Source organism: Actinoplanes sp. NPDC051388 (genome assembly GCF_055586225.1).
The window spans coordinates 77,959-94,286 of sequence record NZ_JBVJIP010000009.1; the positions used below are offsets into that span (position 1 = coordinate 77,959).

A 16,328-nucleotide genomic window follows, 5' to 3' on the forward strand; every position below is an offset into this window, starting at 1 on the left:
CCACGATCCCATGTCTGGCATCATACGGGGCATGACGTCGCGCGCTTCGAGCATGATGCGCCCCTTCCCGGGGTCTGTCGGCGTGCGGTAAATCAGCCACCACCAGCTCCCGTGTTCGGGGCTGGTCGGACTCGGTCGGCCCCGGCAGCGGGGCGGATCGGAGTCTCCCGTGAGCTTCTATGTGACCACCGCGATTCCCTATGTGAACGCCGCCCCGCATCTCGGCCACGCGCTCGAGCTGGTGCAGGCGGACGTCCTCGCGCGCCATCGGCGGCTGCGCGGGGAGCCGGTGCGGTTCCTCACCGGCACCGACGAGAACGCGCTCAAGAACGTCGCCGCGGCCGCCGCGGCCGGGGTCGAGGTGGCGTCCTTCGTGGCCGCCAACGCGGACCGCTTCGCCGGGCTCGCCGATGCGCTGACGCTGTCGGTCGACGACTTCATCCGGACCGGCAGCGACCCGCGCCACGCCCCGGGTGTCGAGCTGCTCTGGCGGCAGACCGCCGCCCGCGGCGACTTCTACCGGCGCGACTACGACGGTCTCTACTGCCCGGGCTGCGAACAGTTCTACGACGCGGGAGACGTGTGCCCGGAGCACGACGCCGCCCTCGAGCGGGTCACCGAGTCCAACTGGTTCTTCCGGCTCTCCCGCTATGCCGACCGGGTGCTGGCCGCGCTGGAGTCCGGGCGGGTGCGGATCGAGCCGGCCGCCCGGCGCAACGAGGTGCTGGCCTTCGTGCGGGCCGGACTGCGCGACATCAGCGTCTCCCGGCCGGCCGCGCGGGCCGGCGGCTGGGGCATCCCGGTGCCGGACGATCCGAGCCAGGTCGTCTACGTCTGGTGGGACGCGCTCGCCAACTACGTCACCGCGCTCGGCTATGGCAGCGCGGACGCCGACCATCGGACCTGGTGGCTCGACGCGGCGGAACGGGTGCACGTGATCGGCAAGGGCATCGTGCGCTTCCACGCCGTGCACTGGCTGGCGCTGCTGCTCGCCACCGGCCAGCCGTTGCCCAGCGCGATCTTCGTGCACGAGTACCTCACCGTGGACGGCGCCAAGATCTCGAAGAGCGCGGGCTCCGCGGTCGACCCCTATGAGCTGGTCGGACGGCACGGCGACGACGCGCTGCGCTGGTGGTTGCTGAGCGAGGTGGCGGCCCTCGGCGACACCGACTTCACCGAGCAGCGCCTGGTCAGCCGATACGACCGGGACCTGGCCAACGGGCTGGGCAACCTGGTGAACCGCACGGTCTCCCTGGTGCACCGGTTCCGGCATGGCCGGGTGGTGCAGCGGGCGCCGCTCGGAGATCTGCCCGCCCGGATCGACCGTGCCCTGGCGGCATTCGACTTCCGTGCCGCCACCGACGCGATCGGCGCCGCGGTGGCCGCCGGCAATCGCCTGGTCGAGACCGAACGACCGTGGGAACTGGCCCGGCGCGACCAGGACGCCGACCGGCTCGACGACGTGCTCGGCGCCCTGGTCGGCACGTGCCGTGAACTCGCCCGCGAACTGGCGCCGTTCGTTCCCTCCGGCGCCGCCCGGCTCGCGGCTCAGCTGAGCACGGGCCCGCTGGTCGCCGCGCCGCAGCCGGTCTTTCCGCGGCCGGCCGTCAGGTCGTGACGCTGCACTTGGGGGCGACCAGCTTCCACTGGGTGCAGAACTGCTGGGCCGCCTCGGGCGTCGCGAAGCCGTCCTGCAGCAGCACCCAGAAGCCGGCGCCCTGGTCGGCGAGGGTGTCCGTGGCCAGGCTGTCGACCAGCTTGACCGGCATGCCGGCGTCGGCCAGCTTGACCCGGGCCGCCTCGGCCGCCGCCTTGCCGCCGTCGTCGCCGCGGTGCGGGAAGACGTCGATCAGCGCATATGGCTTGTTGACCGTGACCGTGGCGGCGGGCGTCGGGGCCACCGGGGTGTCGCCACCGCGTCGGCTGCCGGGCAGCGGGAGCCGCATGCCGGAAAGCGCGACCGCGGCGGTGGCGCCCAGGGCCAGGACGATCGCCGTGGTGGCCGCCATCCAGGTCGCCACGCGGGGCTTGCGCTTGCCGGTGCCGGTGGCGGTGATCAGCGGCGGCCGGTCCGGGTCGTCCGCGTCGTGCACCTCCACCACGACGAAGTACGGCCGCGGCGTACCCATGAACGGTCTTGCGGGTTTGGCGCGCACGACGGCCGTGACCGTCTCGCCGGGCTCGATCCGCACCGCCTTGGGCTCGGCCGTCGCGCTGCCGGCCGGCGGGTCGAGCTCGGCGGTGATCCGCACCGGCGCCGGCGCCGCGCCCTCGTTGGTCAGCCGCAGGTCATAGACCGTGACGGAGCCGGTCCGCTGCTCCATCTGGCCGGACACCGGGATCGGCACGGCCACGGTGAGCAGCCCGGTGGCGAACCCGGCCGGCTCACCGGTGGACCGCTCGGTGGCGTGCACCGTGAACGGCACCATCGACGCGCTCGGCGGCTGGTTGGCCGGCGGCGCGAGGACCACCTCGACCGTCTCGGTGCCGCCGGCGCTCACCACGACGTCGGGCGGATCGACCTGCGCCCAGCCGGAAGCGCGCCCGCGGGCGACCGACACGTTCACGGTGAGCGGATGGGTGGTCCGGTTGAACAACTGGACGGGCACCCGCGTCGTGATGCCGGGGGCCAGGGCGACGGGCGTCGGCTGCAGGGAGAGCTCGAGGGTCACGGGAGTTGGATCACATCATCCGGGTCGGTGCCGGGCGCGGCGGGCGCCTGCTGGGCGAGCTGGTCGAGGTCGGGGAACTGCTGGGCGGAGCTGTAGTAAACACCCTGCCCGCCGGAGATCGGCACCTGGCCCAGCGCGGCCTGCTGACCGAAGTCGACCTGCTGCCCGGTGCCGGGCTGTCCCGGGATCTGGCCGGGGATCTGCTGGCCGGGGATCTGCTGGCCCGGGATCTGCTGGCCCGGGATCTGCTGGCCCGGGATCTGCTGGCCGGTGCCCGGCTGACCGGGCTGGCCCGGCTGCGGGTGCAGCAGCGGGTTGTCGCGGGCGTCCAGGGCGTTGCTGCCCATCCGGTATTCCAGGCCGTCGCTGAACCCGTCGCGGTCGCTGTCGCTCTGCCGGGCGTCCAGCTTCATCGCCACCTCGAGCGCGTCGTCGAGGCCGTCCTGGTCGGTGTCGGTCTGCAGCGGCGCCAGGCTGCCGTCCAGGTGACCGTCGTTGTCCGAGTCGGGCGACAGCGGGTTGAGGCCCTGGGCCAGCTCGAAAGCGTCGTTGAGCTGGTCGCCGTCGGTGTCCGCCCGGCGCGCGTCGGTCTTGTGGACGATCATCTCCTGCGCGTCGCTGATGTTGTCGCCGTCGGTGTCCGCACGCAGCGGGTCGAGGCCGAGCCGGCGCTCCATCGCGTCGCTCAGGCCGTCCCGGTCGGTGTCCGGCCCGCCCAGGTCGGGCGGCGGCGGCAGCGGGTCGGGCAGCGTCGGCAGGGCCGCCTCGACGATCGGCGCGGGCGGCTGCATCTGCGGATTGGCCAGCGGGGTGCCGGTGCCGTCCGAGATGCCGGGCAGCACCGCGGCGAACTCGAACCGGTCGCCGGCGTTGGACTCACGGACGCCGGCCCGCCGGTTCGCCGCCTCGACGATCTTGCCGTCGCCGACGCTGATCGCGACGTGCGCGCCCGGGGTGCGGCCGTCGCCGGGCCGCGGCTCACGGTCGAACGAGAACAGCAGCGCGCCCGGCGTGTCCTTGGCCTTGTCGACCGGGATCAGCAGACCTTTTTCCTTCAGGTGCAGGTATTGGGCGGTCGCGCCGTCGGGGATTTTCGTTCCGGCCTGGTGTGCGGCCCATTGGGTCAATTCGGAGCAGTCGAAAACGTCCGGATCGTCATCATTGAGTTTGACTTCGGCGCCGAAGACATAAGGGTCACCCACTTGCGCCTTGGCAACTTTCAGGAACGTTTCCAGCGCCGCGTTGTCACCGCCGCTGCCGCCCTGGCCGCCCGCCGCCGCGGAGACGAGCTGGGCGGCCTGCTCGGTGCCGCCACCGTCCCCATTGGATGCGGAGACCTTGTGGCCGTACCCCGGCGTGCCGGTCCACACGCCGTGGCCGCCGCCGTCGCCGAACGCGATCGCGGCGTTCTGCGCGTCCTCCTTGTAGCGGAGGTAGCGCGCGCTGTTGCCACCGTGCGTGACCGTCCAAGGCGAGATGTCTTCGCCTTTGCGCGAGACCAAGAACGCCGCCTTCGCGTTCTGCTGCGGGTCGAAGAGGTCGAACTTCGCCGCCAGATCGGGGTGCGCGCGGCCGTTGATCTGCCACAACCCCTTGGAGTCCTCACCGTGCGGGTTGTGCGCCCGGCTGTTGCCACCCGACTCGGCCAGCGAGATCGCGGTCATCGTCGCGGCCTCGTCGGGGTTGAACCCGGCGCGGCGGGCGAAGCCATAGATCTGTTCCGCTGAGTACCTGGGCATGCGCACGAGCGTAGAAGGCCGGTTCCACTCTGTATAGCGGCCTTTCCACCATGAGCTACTGTCCGGCCTGGGGAGACGCTCGAATGGGCACGACAGTTGGATGTCCGACACAACCCGAATGCCTATTGTTCTGATCGACTGGGCCGGTGCAAGATGTGCTGGCGCGCGGCTGGGGCGCCGCCGACCTGGGGGAATGGAAAAAGCATGCTTTTGCAACGGCCGCCGACCGTCTGGATCGATGACAGCCATGCCATCGTCCGGCGCGGCATGGCCGCATGCCTGCAGCAGGCCGACTTCGTCGTCCGCGGCGAGAGCTCGACGCTGGCGCCGGCGCCGGTCACCGCCGGCCTCGACATCCTGGTCTTCGAGTATGCGGGACCGACCCTGCGCCGCGCGGTGCGCCTGGCCGAGGGCAAAGGCGTCCGTCTCGTCGCCACCGTGCGTGACGTGAACGAGCAGGCCGTCCGCGAGATCGTCGACGCCGGCGTGGGCGCCGTCCTGCCGCACAGCACGCTGACCCCCGACACGCTGATCGCGAGCCTGCGAGCCGTGGTGGCCGGCACCGTCGCGCTGCCCGGCGACATGCTCGCCCGGCTGCTGCTGCACGTCACGCAGACCTCGCACCTGGGCCCGACCGGGCTCAACCCGCGCGAGCGCTCGGTGCTGCGCCTGCTGGCCGACGGCATGGACACCCGCGGCATCGCGGAGGACCTCTGCTTCTCCGAACGCACCGTGAAAAACGTGGTGCACGACGTGCTCACCAAGCTGAACTGCCGCACCCGCGCGCAGGCGGTCGCGGTGGCGACCCGCGAAGGCGTGATCTGAAGCGGTGAACGTGCCCGTGGAGCCCTGGGCCGTCCTCGCCGACCTCCTGTTGCAGCGCGAAGCGCTGGTCAGCCGGCTCGCCGAGGGCCGGCCGCCGCGTAACTTCGCCGGTCTCTACGTGGGCGTCGAGGAGCTCGAGCGCGCCCTCGCCGAGCTGCCCGGACTGGACGGCCCGATTCCGGAGCGGGTTGCCGCGGTCCGCGCCGGCATGGCCGCCCGGGTCACCGAGGTCCGGATGGCGTTCGCCGCCTCGCTCGGGAGCGACTCGCGGTTCGCCGCGGTCACCCGGCACGCCCATCTCGGCCCGGACGAGGCCGAGGTGCTCGCGCTGCTCGTCGCGGTCGAGCTGTCGCCGGCCCGGCAGCGCCTGGTGGCCTATGTGCAGGACTCGGTGCAGCTGCCGCGGCTGACGCTGTCCACCCTGACCCGGATGTTCGCCGAGCCGCCCGAGCACGTCGCCGAGCGCGCGCTGTCGCCGTCCGGCGGGCTGATCCGGGCCGGCCTGGCCCGGCTGGCCGGCGACGGGCCGTGGGCGACGCTGTCCGGCGAGCCCGCCACCCGGCTGATCTGGCACCTGCGCGGCGACGACGCCAAGGACCCGGCTCTGCCGCCCGGCGCGATGCTGCGCCCGGCGGTCTCCCCGCCGCGGGCCGGCGGCCTGCTGCTCGTGCACGGCGGCGACCGGGAGAGCCGGCTGCGCGCGGTCACCGGGCACCGGCCCGGCGCCGGGCTGCTGATCACCCCGCCGGCCGAGGACGCCGCCGGCTGGGCGGCGGTCGTGCGCGAGGCGACCCTCGGCAATCTGGTCGTCGTGCTGGAGGTCGAGGCGCCGCTGACCGCGGCCGGGCAGGACGCGATCACCCGGGCCGCGCACCTCGACTGGGTGCTCAGCTCGGCCGGGGAGCAGCCGCTCGAGTCGGTGCCGAGTCGCCCGTGGCGCGAGGTGCGGGTGGCCGACGGCGTGGCGGACACCGACGACTGGCAACGCGCGCTCGGCCGCGACCCCGACCCGGCCTACCGCCTGACCCGCGAGCAACTGCGGCTGGTCTCGGCGGCGGCGACCGCCGACGGCGGGGACGTGTCCACGGCCGTCCGCCGGCTGGCCGGCGGGCACCTCGACGGCGTGGCCGTCCGCATCCGCCCGCGCCGCCGGTGGGACGACCTGATCCTGCCGCCGCCCGAGGCCGCCCAGCTGCGGGAGCTGTCCGCCCGGCACCGCGGCCGCGACACCGTCTACACCCGGTGGAAGTTCAGCCCGCTGCCGTCGGCCGGCGTGGTCGCGCTGTTCGCCGGCCCGTCCGGCACCGGCAAGACGCTCGCCGCCGAGGTGGTCGCCGGTGACCTCGGCCTGGATCTGTACAAGGTGGACCTGTCCGCGGTGGTCAGCAAGTACATCGGCGAGACGGAGAAGAACCTCGAGCGCATCTTCGGCGCCGCGGCCGCCGGTGACCTGGTGCTCTTCTTCGACGAGGCGGACGCCCTCTTCGGCAAGCGCTCCGAGGTCAGCGACGCCCACGACCGGTACGCGAACATCGAGGTGGCCTACCTGCTGCAGCGCCTCGAAACGTACGAGGGCCTCGTGGTGCTGGCCACCAACCTGCAGCGCAACATCGACCCGGCGTTCCTGCGGCGCATCTCGATCGCCATCGACTTCGTCTCGCCCGAGGAGCCGGAGCGAAAGCTGATCTGGTCCAAGGCGTTCCCGTCCACCGCGCCGGTCACCGACCTGGACATCGACTTCCTGGCTCGCCAGTTCAAGATCACCGGTGGCATCATCAGCAACGCGGCCCTGGGGGCGGCGTTCCTGGCGGCGGCCGAGGACAGCCCGATCACCATGCGGCATGCTGTGCTGAGCGTGAAGCGGGAGTTCCAGAAGCTCGGACGCCTGCGCACCGAAAAGGAGTTCGACCGCTACTTCGATCTGGTGAAGGACGCCGATGCTGCATCTGCTCGATGAGACGCTGGAGGCGTTCCTGCGGGCCGTCGTGCCCCTGCCCGCCCGGGACATCGACATCGCGTTCGAGGCGCCCGACGGCGAGTGGTCCGCGGCGCTCTCCTCCAAGCCGACCGTCGACCTCTACCTGTGGGACGTGCGGCCCAACCTGGCCGACCGCGACATGGGCGAGGTGATCGTCGAGGAGTCGAACGGGCGCCGGTTCCGCCGCGACCCGCTGCCCCGGATCGACTGCCGCTACCTGGTCACCGCGTGGACCAGCGAGGTGCGCGACGAGCACTCGCTGCTCGGCGACGTGCTGGCCGCGCTGCTGCTGCACCCGACGATCGAGGCCGAGCACCTGCAGGGCCCGTTCGCGGACGTGCGCCCGGTGCCCACCCTCAAGCTGCGCAGCGGCGACGGCAGCGAGAACTCGGACTTCTGGTCGGCGCTCGGCGGCCAGCTCAAGCCCGGCCTCGACCTGGTGGTCACGGCCACCGTGGACGCGGCCCTGCGCGGCAAGGCGGGCCCGCCGGTCGAGGTGATCAAGGCACGCGCCGGCACGCTGGACGAGATCCGGGCGCTCGGCGAAGCGGCCTCAGCAGGTCAGTGAGGCCCGCTGGAACTCGGCGCTGAAGGGTGACGGCTCGGCGCCGGACTGCGCCCGGTTGAGCACCGACACGCCGACCTTCACCTCGTCCGCCAGCGCGATGTCGATCGTGCCCAGGTCGGTGAACGCGGCCTCGTCCGGCCGCTTCCAGCGGGCGTTGATCGTGTCGCCGACCCGGCGCAGGTTGAGCACCACCTTGTCGGCGTTGGTCCGCACGGTGTCCGGGCCGGCCTGAAACGGCGGGTGCGGCTTGAGGTGCTTGCCGCCGTTGCGGTACTCGAACGCGATCGCGCGCACGTCACCCCAGCCGAGCTCGAGCCGCACGTAGTTCTTCTGCCCGCTCCAGACGACCAGCCCGGCGCCCTGATAGAACTGGTCCGGCGTGGCGGTCAGCTCGGCCTCCAGGCTGAAGTCGCCGGACCACGGCCGCAGCAGCATCGGGGCGGTGTAGCGGGTCTCGTAGATGTCCGAGCCGTCCGGCGCGTCCATCGTGACCGCGCCGCCGACCAGGGTCACGTCGGCGTCCGGCCGGGTGCGCTCCCAGGCCGGGTCGAGCGTGCCGCCGTCGAAGGCGTCGACGAACCCGCACGTCGGTGCGGCGGGGGAGGACGCGACCACCGGGGGAGTCTTGCGGCCGTCGTCGTCCTCGCCGGCGTTGGCGCGCTGCACCAGATAGATCCCGGCGCCGGCGAGCAGCACGGCGGCGAGGGCGGCGGCGCCGGCCTGCAGCAGGCGGCGGCGCCTGGTGCGGTCCTTCGGCGACGGCATCGGCTCGGTGACCGGGGGTGGCGTCATGCCGAGGTCGAGGCCCTCGCGGGTGAGCAGCACCGGGGAGTCGAAGTCCTTGGCCGGGCCGGGGGCGACGGCCGGGCCGGGGACGCTGGCCGAGGCGCGGACGGTGGTCGGCGGCACGACGGGCACGGCTCGCGCGTTCACCGCATCCTGCGGGGACAGCGGCGCTTCCCTTGAGGCCGCAGAGCGCTCTGCGGCCTGAGAGGCAGCGCCGGGTCGTGCTTCGCGAGAGGGCGCAGAGCGCTCTGCGGCCTGAGAGGCAGCGCCGGGCCGTGCTTCCCGAGAGGGCGCAGAGCGCTCTGCGGCCTCTGGGGGAGCGGCCGGAGGCGGCGGCGTGGCGCGCGGCGTCGTGCGGCGTGGCGCCACGAAGGCCGGCGCCGGCCCGAGCAGCGAGACCCGCGCGGCGCCCAGCGCGATGCTGTGCTCCGGGTGCGGGTCGAGCACCACCGGCCGCTGGAACTCCGTGGACAGCAGCTGGGACACCAGCGGGATGCGGGACGAGCCGCCGGACAGCAGGATCGTGCTGACCTCGGCCGGCGCCACTCCCGCCGACCGCAGCGCCCGGTGCATCGTCGACACCGTGTCGGTGAGCGCCGGCTTGATCATCGCCTCGAACTCGACCCGGGTCAGCCGGATGCGCGTGTGCAGGCTGGGCAGCGCGACCGGGATCATCACCTCGGTGTCCTCGGACAGCGCCTCCTTGGCCTCGACGCAGTCGCGCCGCAGCCGGGCGAGCGCGGCCAGCACCGCGGGATCGTCGGTGGCGCCGAGCTTGTCGGCCGGCAGCGCGGCGGTGACATGCTCGAAGACCGCCTCGTCGAAGTCCATGCCGCCGAGCTGCTCGATGCCCTCCGGCTGGCCGAGCACGTCGAAGCCGGCCGGGGTGCGCCGCAGCACCGCCGCGTCGAACGTGCCGCCGCCCAGGTCGTACACCGCGATCACGTCGCCGTCGCGGACCCGCGACCCGGCGGCGAATTCGATCGCCGCCGCCTCCGGCTCGCTGCGCAGCGTCGTCTCCGGCAGGTCGGCCAGCCGGGCCGCCTGCAGCAGCAGATCCCGCTTGTACGGCCCCCAGTTCGCCGGGCAGGTCAGCACCACTGACGCGGGCGCCTCGCCCTGGCCGGCCTTGGCCACCCTGAGCACGTGCTCGAGCATCCGGGCGGTCAGCGCGTGCGCGGACAGCGGGGTGCCGCCGACCAGGATCGGCACCGGGTCGCCGATGCGCCGCTTGAACTCGCGAGCCAGCCGGCCGGGCTCGGTCTCACCGCGCCGGGCGGCCGCGTCGCCGACCACCACCGGGTCCTCCGCGGGGAGGAACACCAGGGAGGGCAGCTCGGCGCGGCGGGCGCCCAGGCGCAGCACTTCGAACGCGCCGTCCCGCGCGACGGCCGCGGCGGTATGTGTGGTGCCGCAGTCGATTCCCAGCCCGTACGCCATCAGGGGAGAAACGCTATCAGCCCGGCACGGTGAACGACTCGATCCGGTTCAGACCCTGGAAGTCCGCGCCGTATCCGCCGACCACGTAGACCGTCTTGCCGATCCGCGCGGCGCCCAGGCCGGCCCGCTGCGGGTCCAGCTTGGGCAGTGTGGCGGCGACCCCGGACTGGTCGCACCACCAGTCGTTGTAGCGCTTGTTCGGCATCTCACCGCCGACCAGGCACATCCCGATGCCGTCCAGCCGGACCGCGGCCGAGCTGTCCACCGCCGGGTCGATCCGCACCGTCGGCGCCTCGGCGACCTTGCCCTGCGCGACCCGGTCGATGGCGCCGGACTTGGTCTCCTTCTGCGCGTCGCGGCCGCCGAGCACCCACACCGTGTCGACGTTGTTGCTGACCGCGGTGAGCTTCTGCCGCGGCTCGGAGAGCTTGCCGACGGACCGCCACTTGCCGTTGGCGAGCGACCAGACGGTGTCGGTCGGCGCGCCGCCCTTGCGGGTGCCGCCGGCATAGATCACGTGCGCCCCGTCGAAGGCGGCGGCGCCGGCCACCCGCGGCTCGGGCAGCGGCACGTCGGGCACCCAGGCGCTGTTCGTCGGGTTGAGCTTGAACACCTGCGGCGAGCCGCCGTCCTGCACCCAGCCGGCCAGGAAGTAGAGGCTCCACGGCGTGGCCACCAGCGAGCCGTGGCTGATCTGCCGGGGCAGCGACGGGCCGGTGGACCACTTGTCGGTGGTCGGGTCATAGATGTAGACCGTGGTCAGCTTGGTGCGGGCCTCGTCGTCGGAGAGGCCGCCGGCCACCCAGACCCGGTCCTGATAGGCCGCGACCGCCGCGCCCTCCAGCGAGGTCGGCAGGTCGGCGAGCCGCTTCCAGGCGCCGATCGTCTTCGGCGCGGCCGGCTGATCGGTGGCCGTGTCCTGGGCGCCGCCGGTCGGCTCGCCGCCACCGCCGCCGCGGGTGACCGCCCAGGCCACCCCGCTCGCGATCAGCAGCACGGCGACCCCGGCGGCGGAGACCGCGAGCGCGAGCCCGCGACGCTTCTTCGGCGGCGGCTCGCCGAAGACCGGCGGCGGGCCCGCCGGAGGCGGTGGCGTGAACACCGGCGACGGCGAGGTCGGCCGGCCGATGGGCGGCGGCACAGGGTTGGCCGGGACCGGCTGGGGGAGTGGCGAGACTCCGGTGCGATAGACGCCCGGCTGCGCCGTCGGCGTCGGCGCGGCGGGCTGGCCCGGGTAGTAGGCGGCGGCATCCTCGGGTGCGGGAGACTCCGGATGCGCCTCGGTCGGATAGGGCGCCGTCGGGTAGGGCTTGCCCGGCGGAAGCGGCGCCGGAGCCGGCTCGGGCGCCGGCTTGGTCCGCGGGATCGGCGGGGACACCATGCCGCCGCCGTCCCGGGCCGACATCGCCGCGCCCAGCGCGATGCTGTGCTCGGGGTTCGCGTCGAGCACCAGCGGCCGGCCGAACTCGGTGGACAGCATCTCGCTGACCAGCGGGATCCGCGACGAGCCACCGGCCAGCAGGATGGACCGCAGGTCGCCGGGCTCGATCTGGGCCGAGCGCAGCGCCCGGCGCATCGCCGCGACGGTCTCGGTCAGCGCCGGGCCGATCATCTGCTCGAACTCGGAGCGGTTGAGCCGGACCCGGGTGTGCACCGACGGCAGCGCGACCGGGATCAGCACCTCGGTGTCCGCCGACAGGTCCTCCTTGGCCAGCACGCAGTCGCGCCGCAGCTGGCTCAGCGCCTCCACCACGGACGGGTTGGACGGGTCGAGCTGCTGCGCCATCGGGCCGAGCATCTCGATCACGTGCGCGAGCACCGCCTCGTCGAAGTCGGCGCCGCCCAGCTGCTCGATGCCGGCCGGCTCGCCGAGCAGCTCGAAGCCGGTCTCGGTCTTGCGCAGCACCGCCGCGTCGAAGGTGCCGCCGCCCAGGTCGTAGACCGCGATGATCTCGCCGGCCCGGACCCGCTCCTGCGACGCATATTGCACCGCGGCGGCCTCGGGCTCGGAACGCAGCTGCACGTCCGGCACCTCGGCCAGCACCATCGCCTGCATCAGCAGCTCACGCTTGTACGGACCCCAGTTCGCCGGGTGTGTGACGCTGACCCGGCTCGGCGGGCCCTCCTGGGTGCGGGTGACCGTCTGGTGCACGTGCTCGAGCACCCGGGCCATCAGCGCGTGCGCGGAGATCGGCGAGCCGCCGACCAGCACCGGCACCGGGTCGCCGAGCCGCCGCTTGAACTCGCGGGCCAGCCGGGCGGGCTCACGGGCGCCGCGGCGCTCGGCCGCGTCGCCGACCAGCACCACGCCGTCCTCGCGCAGGAAGACCAGCGACGGAATCTCGGCCCGGCGCGAGCCGAGCTGCACCACCGTGGCGTGTCCGTTGGTGCGGACCGCCGCTGCCGTGTACGTCGTGCCGAGATCAACGCCGAGGGTGTACTCCACGCTTGCATTAAAGAGTGTCGAAGCCTGGGGATAAAGGGCAAGAAGTGCGGACGGAGGTGCAGGTACCGACTTGTTACCTGAGCCGTCCCGCCGCGGAAAACCCAACGAAGGTCGATGAGCTACTTCACCCGGAAGCCGTACTTCAGCTTCTTGGCGTGCCGGCCCCACACCCCGGCGGCCTCCGGATCGGTGTCGATCTGCCACGGCACGCGGCCGGGCTGGTTGAAATAGACCAGGCCGATCAGGTCCTTGGACTCGGCGGTCGAATAGAGCAGGTCCTTGAGCCCGACGATCCGGTTCGGGCCGGGCTCGACGCCGGTCTCGATGATCAGCAGCGGCTTGCGGGTGAGCGTGCGGACCTCGGCGATGGTCGGCGCGAAGAGCTGGTCGAAGTTCTGCGGGCCGTACCTGGTCAAATAGCCGTCCATGCCGACCCAGTCCACGTAGGCGTCGCCCGGGTAGAGCGTGTCCAGTTTGATCTTGGGGGCGCCGCTGATCACGTTCGGCGTCCAGGTCCAGATCACGTTGGTGGCGCCGGCCTGCTCGAAGATGTTGTAGAGGCGCTTCCAGGCGGCGATGAAGTCCGCCGCCGTGTTGGCCTGGGTGCCCCACGGGTACCAGAAACCGTTCATCTCGTGCGCGAAGGTGATCGCCACCGGCAGGTTGAGCTTGCGCACCGACTGGGCGTACTTGCGCGCGTACTTGTCGTATTTGCCGGCCGCGATGTCGGAGAGCTTCTGGTCGAACGGCTCCCAGCGCAGCACGGGCAGCGCGCCGTACGCGTACGAGTTCTGCACCTCGCGGTTGGCGAACGGGTCCCCGAACTCGGCGAACACCGTGATCATGTTGGGCTTCGCCTCGACCGTCTTCTCGAAGCCCCGGACGCCGGTCATCTTGCGCGGGGCGCCGTCGATCGCCACGCCGAAATACTTCTGCTTCGGGGTGAGCAGCGGCGTCACGTCGTAGGTCTGCGGCCGCTCGATCACCGCGACCACCTCGCGGCTCAGCGCGTCGCGCCCGGCCGCCACCGTGACCGGCATGTTGTCGTCGGCCACCGCGTAACCCAGGAACGACGTCGCCGCCAGCATCATGCTGAGCACGAGCTGCCGAGTCTTCACAGGTCCTCCGCCGGATCCACGAGTGCCGCCTGGAGGGCCACGGTCAGGTAGAACGCGCCGGCCAGGAATGCCGGGGCGAAAGCGTACAGGTCGGTGAGCAGCATGTGCCGGGCGGCCAGCACCACCCAGGCCAGGCTGGTGCCGGTGCTCCAGATGGCCACGCCGGCCCGCAGCCGGCCGGTGCGGTTGCCCTTGACCTTGCTGCCGGTCGCCTGCCAGCCCATCCGGCGCTGCAGCAGGATGTCCCAGATCGCCCAGGCGTGCGCCCAGCCGTAGAGCAGTTTCGTGGACCAGGTCTCGAACCGGTACTTCGTGCGGTGCCAGCCCGGGAAGATCAGGAAGTTGTAGATCAGGCTGGGCACGATCAGCAGGTAGTTGCGGGCGGTGACCTGCTCGGGGAAGACGGTGAGCATCAGCACCGGCACGATCGGCGCGGCCACCGCGAAGACCGCGGTGTGCAGGTAGTAGCAGAAGCCGGACAGATAACTCAGCCGGCCGCGCACCGACATCCTGGTGTTCCAGAACTTGGTCGAGGCGAGCAGGCTCATCGACCCGGTGCACCAGCGGTACTGCTGGGTGAAGAAGGCGCGCACGTTGTCCGGGCACAGGCCGGCCGCCAGCGGCACCGGCACGTACCGCAGGTCCCAGCCCTTGCGCCGCATGTCGAAGCCGGTGTGCACGTCCTCGGAGTGCTCGATCAGGGTGGAGCCGCCGATCGCGTCCAGCGCCGACCGGCGGTAGAGCGCGCAGCTGCCCACGCAGATCGCCGCGTGATGCGCCTGACGGGACACCTGCACCAGGCGGTAGAAGAGCTCCTGCACGGCTCCGGCGCCGCGCTGCAGCCAGCCCTGGCCCTCCTCGCGCCGGAAGAACTGCGGCGACTGCACGATGCCCAGCCCGGGGTCGGACACCAGGTAGGGCACCAGCTCGTTGAGCATGTCGTGGCGCGGGGCGAAGTCGGCGTCCAGCACCAGGATGTACTCGCCGGACGTGCGCTTGTACGCGTATCGCAGGTTGCCGGCCTTCTTGTACCACCCGCGGTTGAGCCGCCGCTGGTAGACGAAGCCGTGCCGCAGCGCCGCCCGGGACAGCGTGGCGGTGGGGGAGTCGTCCAGCACGTAGACGTCCACGTGCCCGGGGTAGTGCCGCTTCATCCGGGCCACGTAGCGCCAGGTGTTGGCCAGCACCTCGAACGGCTCGCCGCACACCGGCAGGAACACGTCCACCGACGGGAACGTCTGGTTGTCCCGCACCAGCCGGTGGTGCCGGCGCATGTCGAAGCCCGGCGTGCCCAGGTTGACCAGCAGCGAGATCAGGTAATAGAGCACGCTGAAGATCAGCAGCGGCGCGAGCAGCAGCAGCCACCGGGACAGCGAGATGAAGAAGATCTGGCTGACCACCAGCGTGCCGAAGCTGACCGCCGAGCCGAGCTGCAGCACCCAGAGGCGGCGCTTGTCATAGAGCAGCTTCTCGTTCTCCGAGGGCGGCGCCGGGATGCCGTGCGGCACGTGCTCGGGCACCCGGGCGGACGCCCGCACTCCGGTCTTCGTGCCGGTCTCGGAGAACCAGTCGAGCACCGTCACGGACGAACCACCCACGACGCTCCCGGGTCCGCCTTGCGCAGCTCGGTCTGCACCGGCACGCCCAGCAGCGCGATCGCCAGCATCACACTCACCCCGCGGGCCAGCGTGAACCGGCGCAGCGCCACCGCGGCCGCCACGCACCAGGCCGGCACCGTGATCAGCAGCGGCTGCGAGGACCAGACCGGCAGGAAGATCGCGGCCGAGGCCAGCGCGATGGCCGGCAGCAGCGCCCACAGGGTCACCACGGCGGCCTTGCCGCGCAGCGAGACGCCCATGAAGGCCAGCGCCAGCACCGCGCCCGCGAGCATCGCCCCGCCGAACAGGTCGAGCGGCAACCAGGTGGCGGACATGGCCAGCTTGATGCCGCCGGCCAGCGCGTCCGCGTGCCCGATGAGCAGGGGAAGCGTCGCGGCGCCGGCTCCGACGAGGGCCGCCAAACCCCAGGTCAGAGGGGTACGCCGATCGCGCGCGTCCGCCGTCAGCCCGACCGCGTGCGCCCCGAGCAGCAGGAACGCCGCGATGCCGCCGGTGGCGCCGAGCAGCCCGATGACGATCGCATAGGCCACCGCCGCGGTGATCCGCGGCTTGCGCAGCATGACCAGCAGCAGGAACGTGGCGAACGCGGCGAGCATGATGGATATCGGCACCGGTCCGGGCTGCCGGGCCCAGGCGCTGGTGGTCGGCAGCGCGGCGAAGAGGAAGCCGCCGACGACCGCGACCCGCAGCCCGCCGACCCGCTCGCCGGATGCCGCCGCGAAGGCGGTCGCCAGGGCCATCGCGATCACGGACGGCGCACGCAGTGCCAGCGCCGAGTCACCGGCCAGGTCCTGGTACCACCGCAGCGCCTCGGTGGCCCACGGCGTCGCCGGGTCGGGCGCCCAGGTCGCGGTGCCGATCCACGCTCCGGTGCCGCCGAGCACCAGGGTGAGCAGGGTCGGCGCGATCCACGCCACCTGCCGCAGCCACGGGGCGTCGAGAGGCTCCGGCGGGGCCGGCTTCTCCCACAGGTCGGCGGCGTGGCCGTGCGGGATCGCCATCTGCACCGTCGGCATGTCCGACCCTTTGCCGCGCTGTTGCGGCACGAGGATGACAGTCTCGGCCGGATCGTCGTGTCCGGTCGGCGTGGTCATCACAGCGCTGCCTCCTCCCCCGGGGTCCAGAATCGACGGGTGT

11 protein-coding genes are annotated in these 16,328 nt (G+C 72.5%); 4 read left to right on the forward strand and 7 right to left on the reverse strand.

Going from position 1 to position 16,328, the window contains the following annotated elements; all coding sequences use genetic code 11:
* Positions 1 to 169 precede the first annotated feature (169 nt).
* Entirely contained in the window at positions 170 to 1,618 is a 1,449-nt protein-coding gene (locus tag ACZ6TI_RS23180) for a methionine--tRNA ligase (protein WP_465347206.1), read from the forward strand.
* Here ACZ6TI_RS23180 and ACZ6TI_RS23185 read toward each other — a convergent pair.
* Together ACZ6TI_RS23185 and ACZ6TI_RS23190 are read right to left on the reverse strand one after the other, a co-directional pair.
* The gene (locus ACZ6TI_RS23185; protein WP_465347207.1) at positions 1,608 to 2,672 is read right to left on the reverse strand and encodes a COG1470 family protein; all 1,065 of its coding nucleotides are present in this window, start codon (positions 2,670 to 2,672) and stop codon (positions 1,608 to 1,610) included. The two genes, ACZ6TI_RS23180 and ACZ6TI_RS23185, sit on opposite strands and share 11 nt — an antisense overlap.
* Entirely contained in the window at positions 2,669 to 4,411 is a 1,743-nt protein-coding gene (locus ACZ6TI_RS23190) for an NlpC/P60 family protein (protein ID WP_465347208.1), read from the reverse strand. The genes ACZ6TI_RS23185 and ACZ6TI_RS23190 overlap by 4 nt, the downstream gene beginning before the upstream one ends.
* Before the next feature lie 204 nt (positions 4,412 to 4,615).
* Between ACZ6TI_RS23190 and ACZ6TI_RS23195 the strand changes: the two genes are divergently transcribed.
* From ACZ6TI_RS23195 to ACZ6TI_RS23205, 3 genes are read left to right on the forward strand one after another with little or no spacing between them, the layout of a single operon-like run.
* The gene (locus ACZ6TI_RS23195) at positions 4,616 to 5,236 is read left to right on the forward strand and encodes a response regulator transcription factor (protein ID WP_465347209.1); all 621 of its coding nucleotides are present in this window, start codon (positions 4,616 to 4,618) and stop codon (positions 5,234 to 5,236) included.
* 4 nt (positions 5,237 to 5,240) lie between these two features.
* Positions 5,241 to 7,193, forward strand: coding sequence for an AAA family ATPase (locus ACZ6TI_RS23200; RefSeq protein ID WP_465347210.1), 1,953 nt, complete (start codon positions 5,241 to 5,243; stop codon positions 7,191 to 7,193).
* A complete protein-coding gene (locus ACZ6TI_RS23205; RefSeq protein ID WP_465347211.1) occupies positions 7,174 to 7,782 on the forward strand; it encodes a Pvc16 family protein in 609 nt (202 codons plus the stop codon). The genes ACZ6TI_RS23200 and ACZ6TI_RS23205 overlap by 20 nt, the downstream gene beginning before the upstream one ends.
* Here ACZ6TI_RS23205 and ACZ6TI_RS23210 read toward each other — a convergent pair.
* The 5 genes from ACZ6TI_RS23210 to ACZ6TI_RS23230 all read right to left on the reverse strand — a co-directional run bounded on the left by ACZ6TI_RS23210 (position 7,768) and on the right by ACZ6TI_RS23230 (position 16,285).
* Positions 7,768 to 10,008 carry an Hsp70 family protein gene (locus ACZ6TI_RS23210; RefSeq protein WP_465347212.1) on the reverse strand — a complete coding sequence of 747 codons (2,241 nt, stop codon included), beginning with the start codon at positions 10,006 to 10,008 and terminating at the stop codon, positions 7,768 to 7,770. The two genes, ACZ6TI_RS23205 and ACZ6TI_RS23210, sit on opposite strands and share 15 nt — an antisense overlap.
* 16 nt (positions 10,009 to 10,024) lie before the next feature.
* Entirely contained in the window at positions 10,025 to 12,454 is a 2,430-nt protein-coding gene (locus ACZ6TI_RS23215) for an Hsp70 family protein (protein ID WP_465347213.1), read from the reverse strand.
* A gap of 119 nt (positions 12,455 to 12,573) precedes the next feature.
* The gene (locus ACZ6TI_RS23220) at positions 12,574 to 13,572 is read right to left on the reverse strand and encodes a glycoside hydrolase family 26 protein (RefSeq protein WP_465347214.1); all 999 of its coding nucleotides are present in this window, start codon (positions 13,570 to 13,572) and stop codon (positions 12,574 to 12,576) included.
* Complete coding sequence (locus ACZ6TI_RS23225) at positions 13,569 to 15,155, reverse strand: glycosyltransferase family 2 protein (RefSeq protein ID WP_465347215.1); 1,587 nt, start codon at positions 15,153 to 15,155, stop codon at positions 13,569 to 13,571. The genes ACZ6TI_RS23220 and ACZ6TI_RS23225 overlap by 4 nt, the downstream gene beginning before the upstream one ends.
* Complete coding sequence (locus ACZ6TI_RS23230) at positions 15,152 to 16,285, reverse strand: glycosyltransferase family 39 protein (RefSeq protein WP_465347216.1); 1,134 nt, start codon at positions 16,283 to 16,285, stop codon at positions 15,152 to 15,154. The genes ACZ6TI_RS23225 and ACZ6TI_RS23230 overlap by 4 nt, the downstream gene beginning before the upstream one ends.
* Positions 16,286 to 16,328: the final 43 nt, after the last annotated feature.

Coding starts and splice junctions, on each gene's coding strand:
- ACZ6TI_RS23230 (WP_465347216.1), bottom strand. CDS start 16,285: ATGACCACGCCGACCGGACACGACGATCCGGCCGAGACTGTCATCCTC.
- ACZ6TI_RS23195 (WP_465347209.1), top strand. CDS start 4,616: ATGCTTTTGCAACGGCCGCCGACCGTCTGGATCGATGACAGCCATGCC.
- ACZ6TI_RS23190 (WP_465347208.1), bottom strand. CDS start 4,411: ATGCCCAGGTACTCAGCGGAACAGATCTATGGCTTCGCCCGCCGCGCC.
- ACZ6TI_RS23210 (WP_465347212.1), bottom strand. CDS start 10,008: ATGGCGTACGGGCTGGGAATCGACTGCGGCACCACACATACCGCCGCG.
- ACZ6TI_RS23205 (WP_465347211.1), top strand. CDS start 7,174: ATGCTGCATCTGCTCGATGAGACGCTGGAGGCGTTCCTGCGGGCCGTC.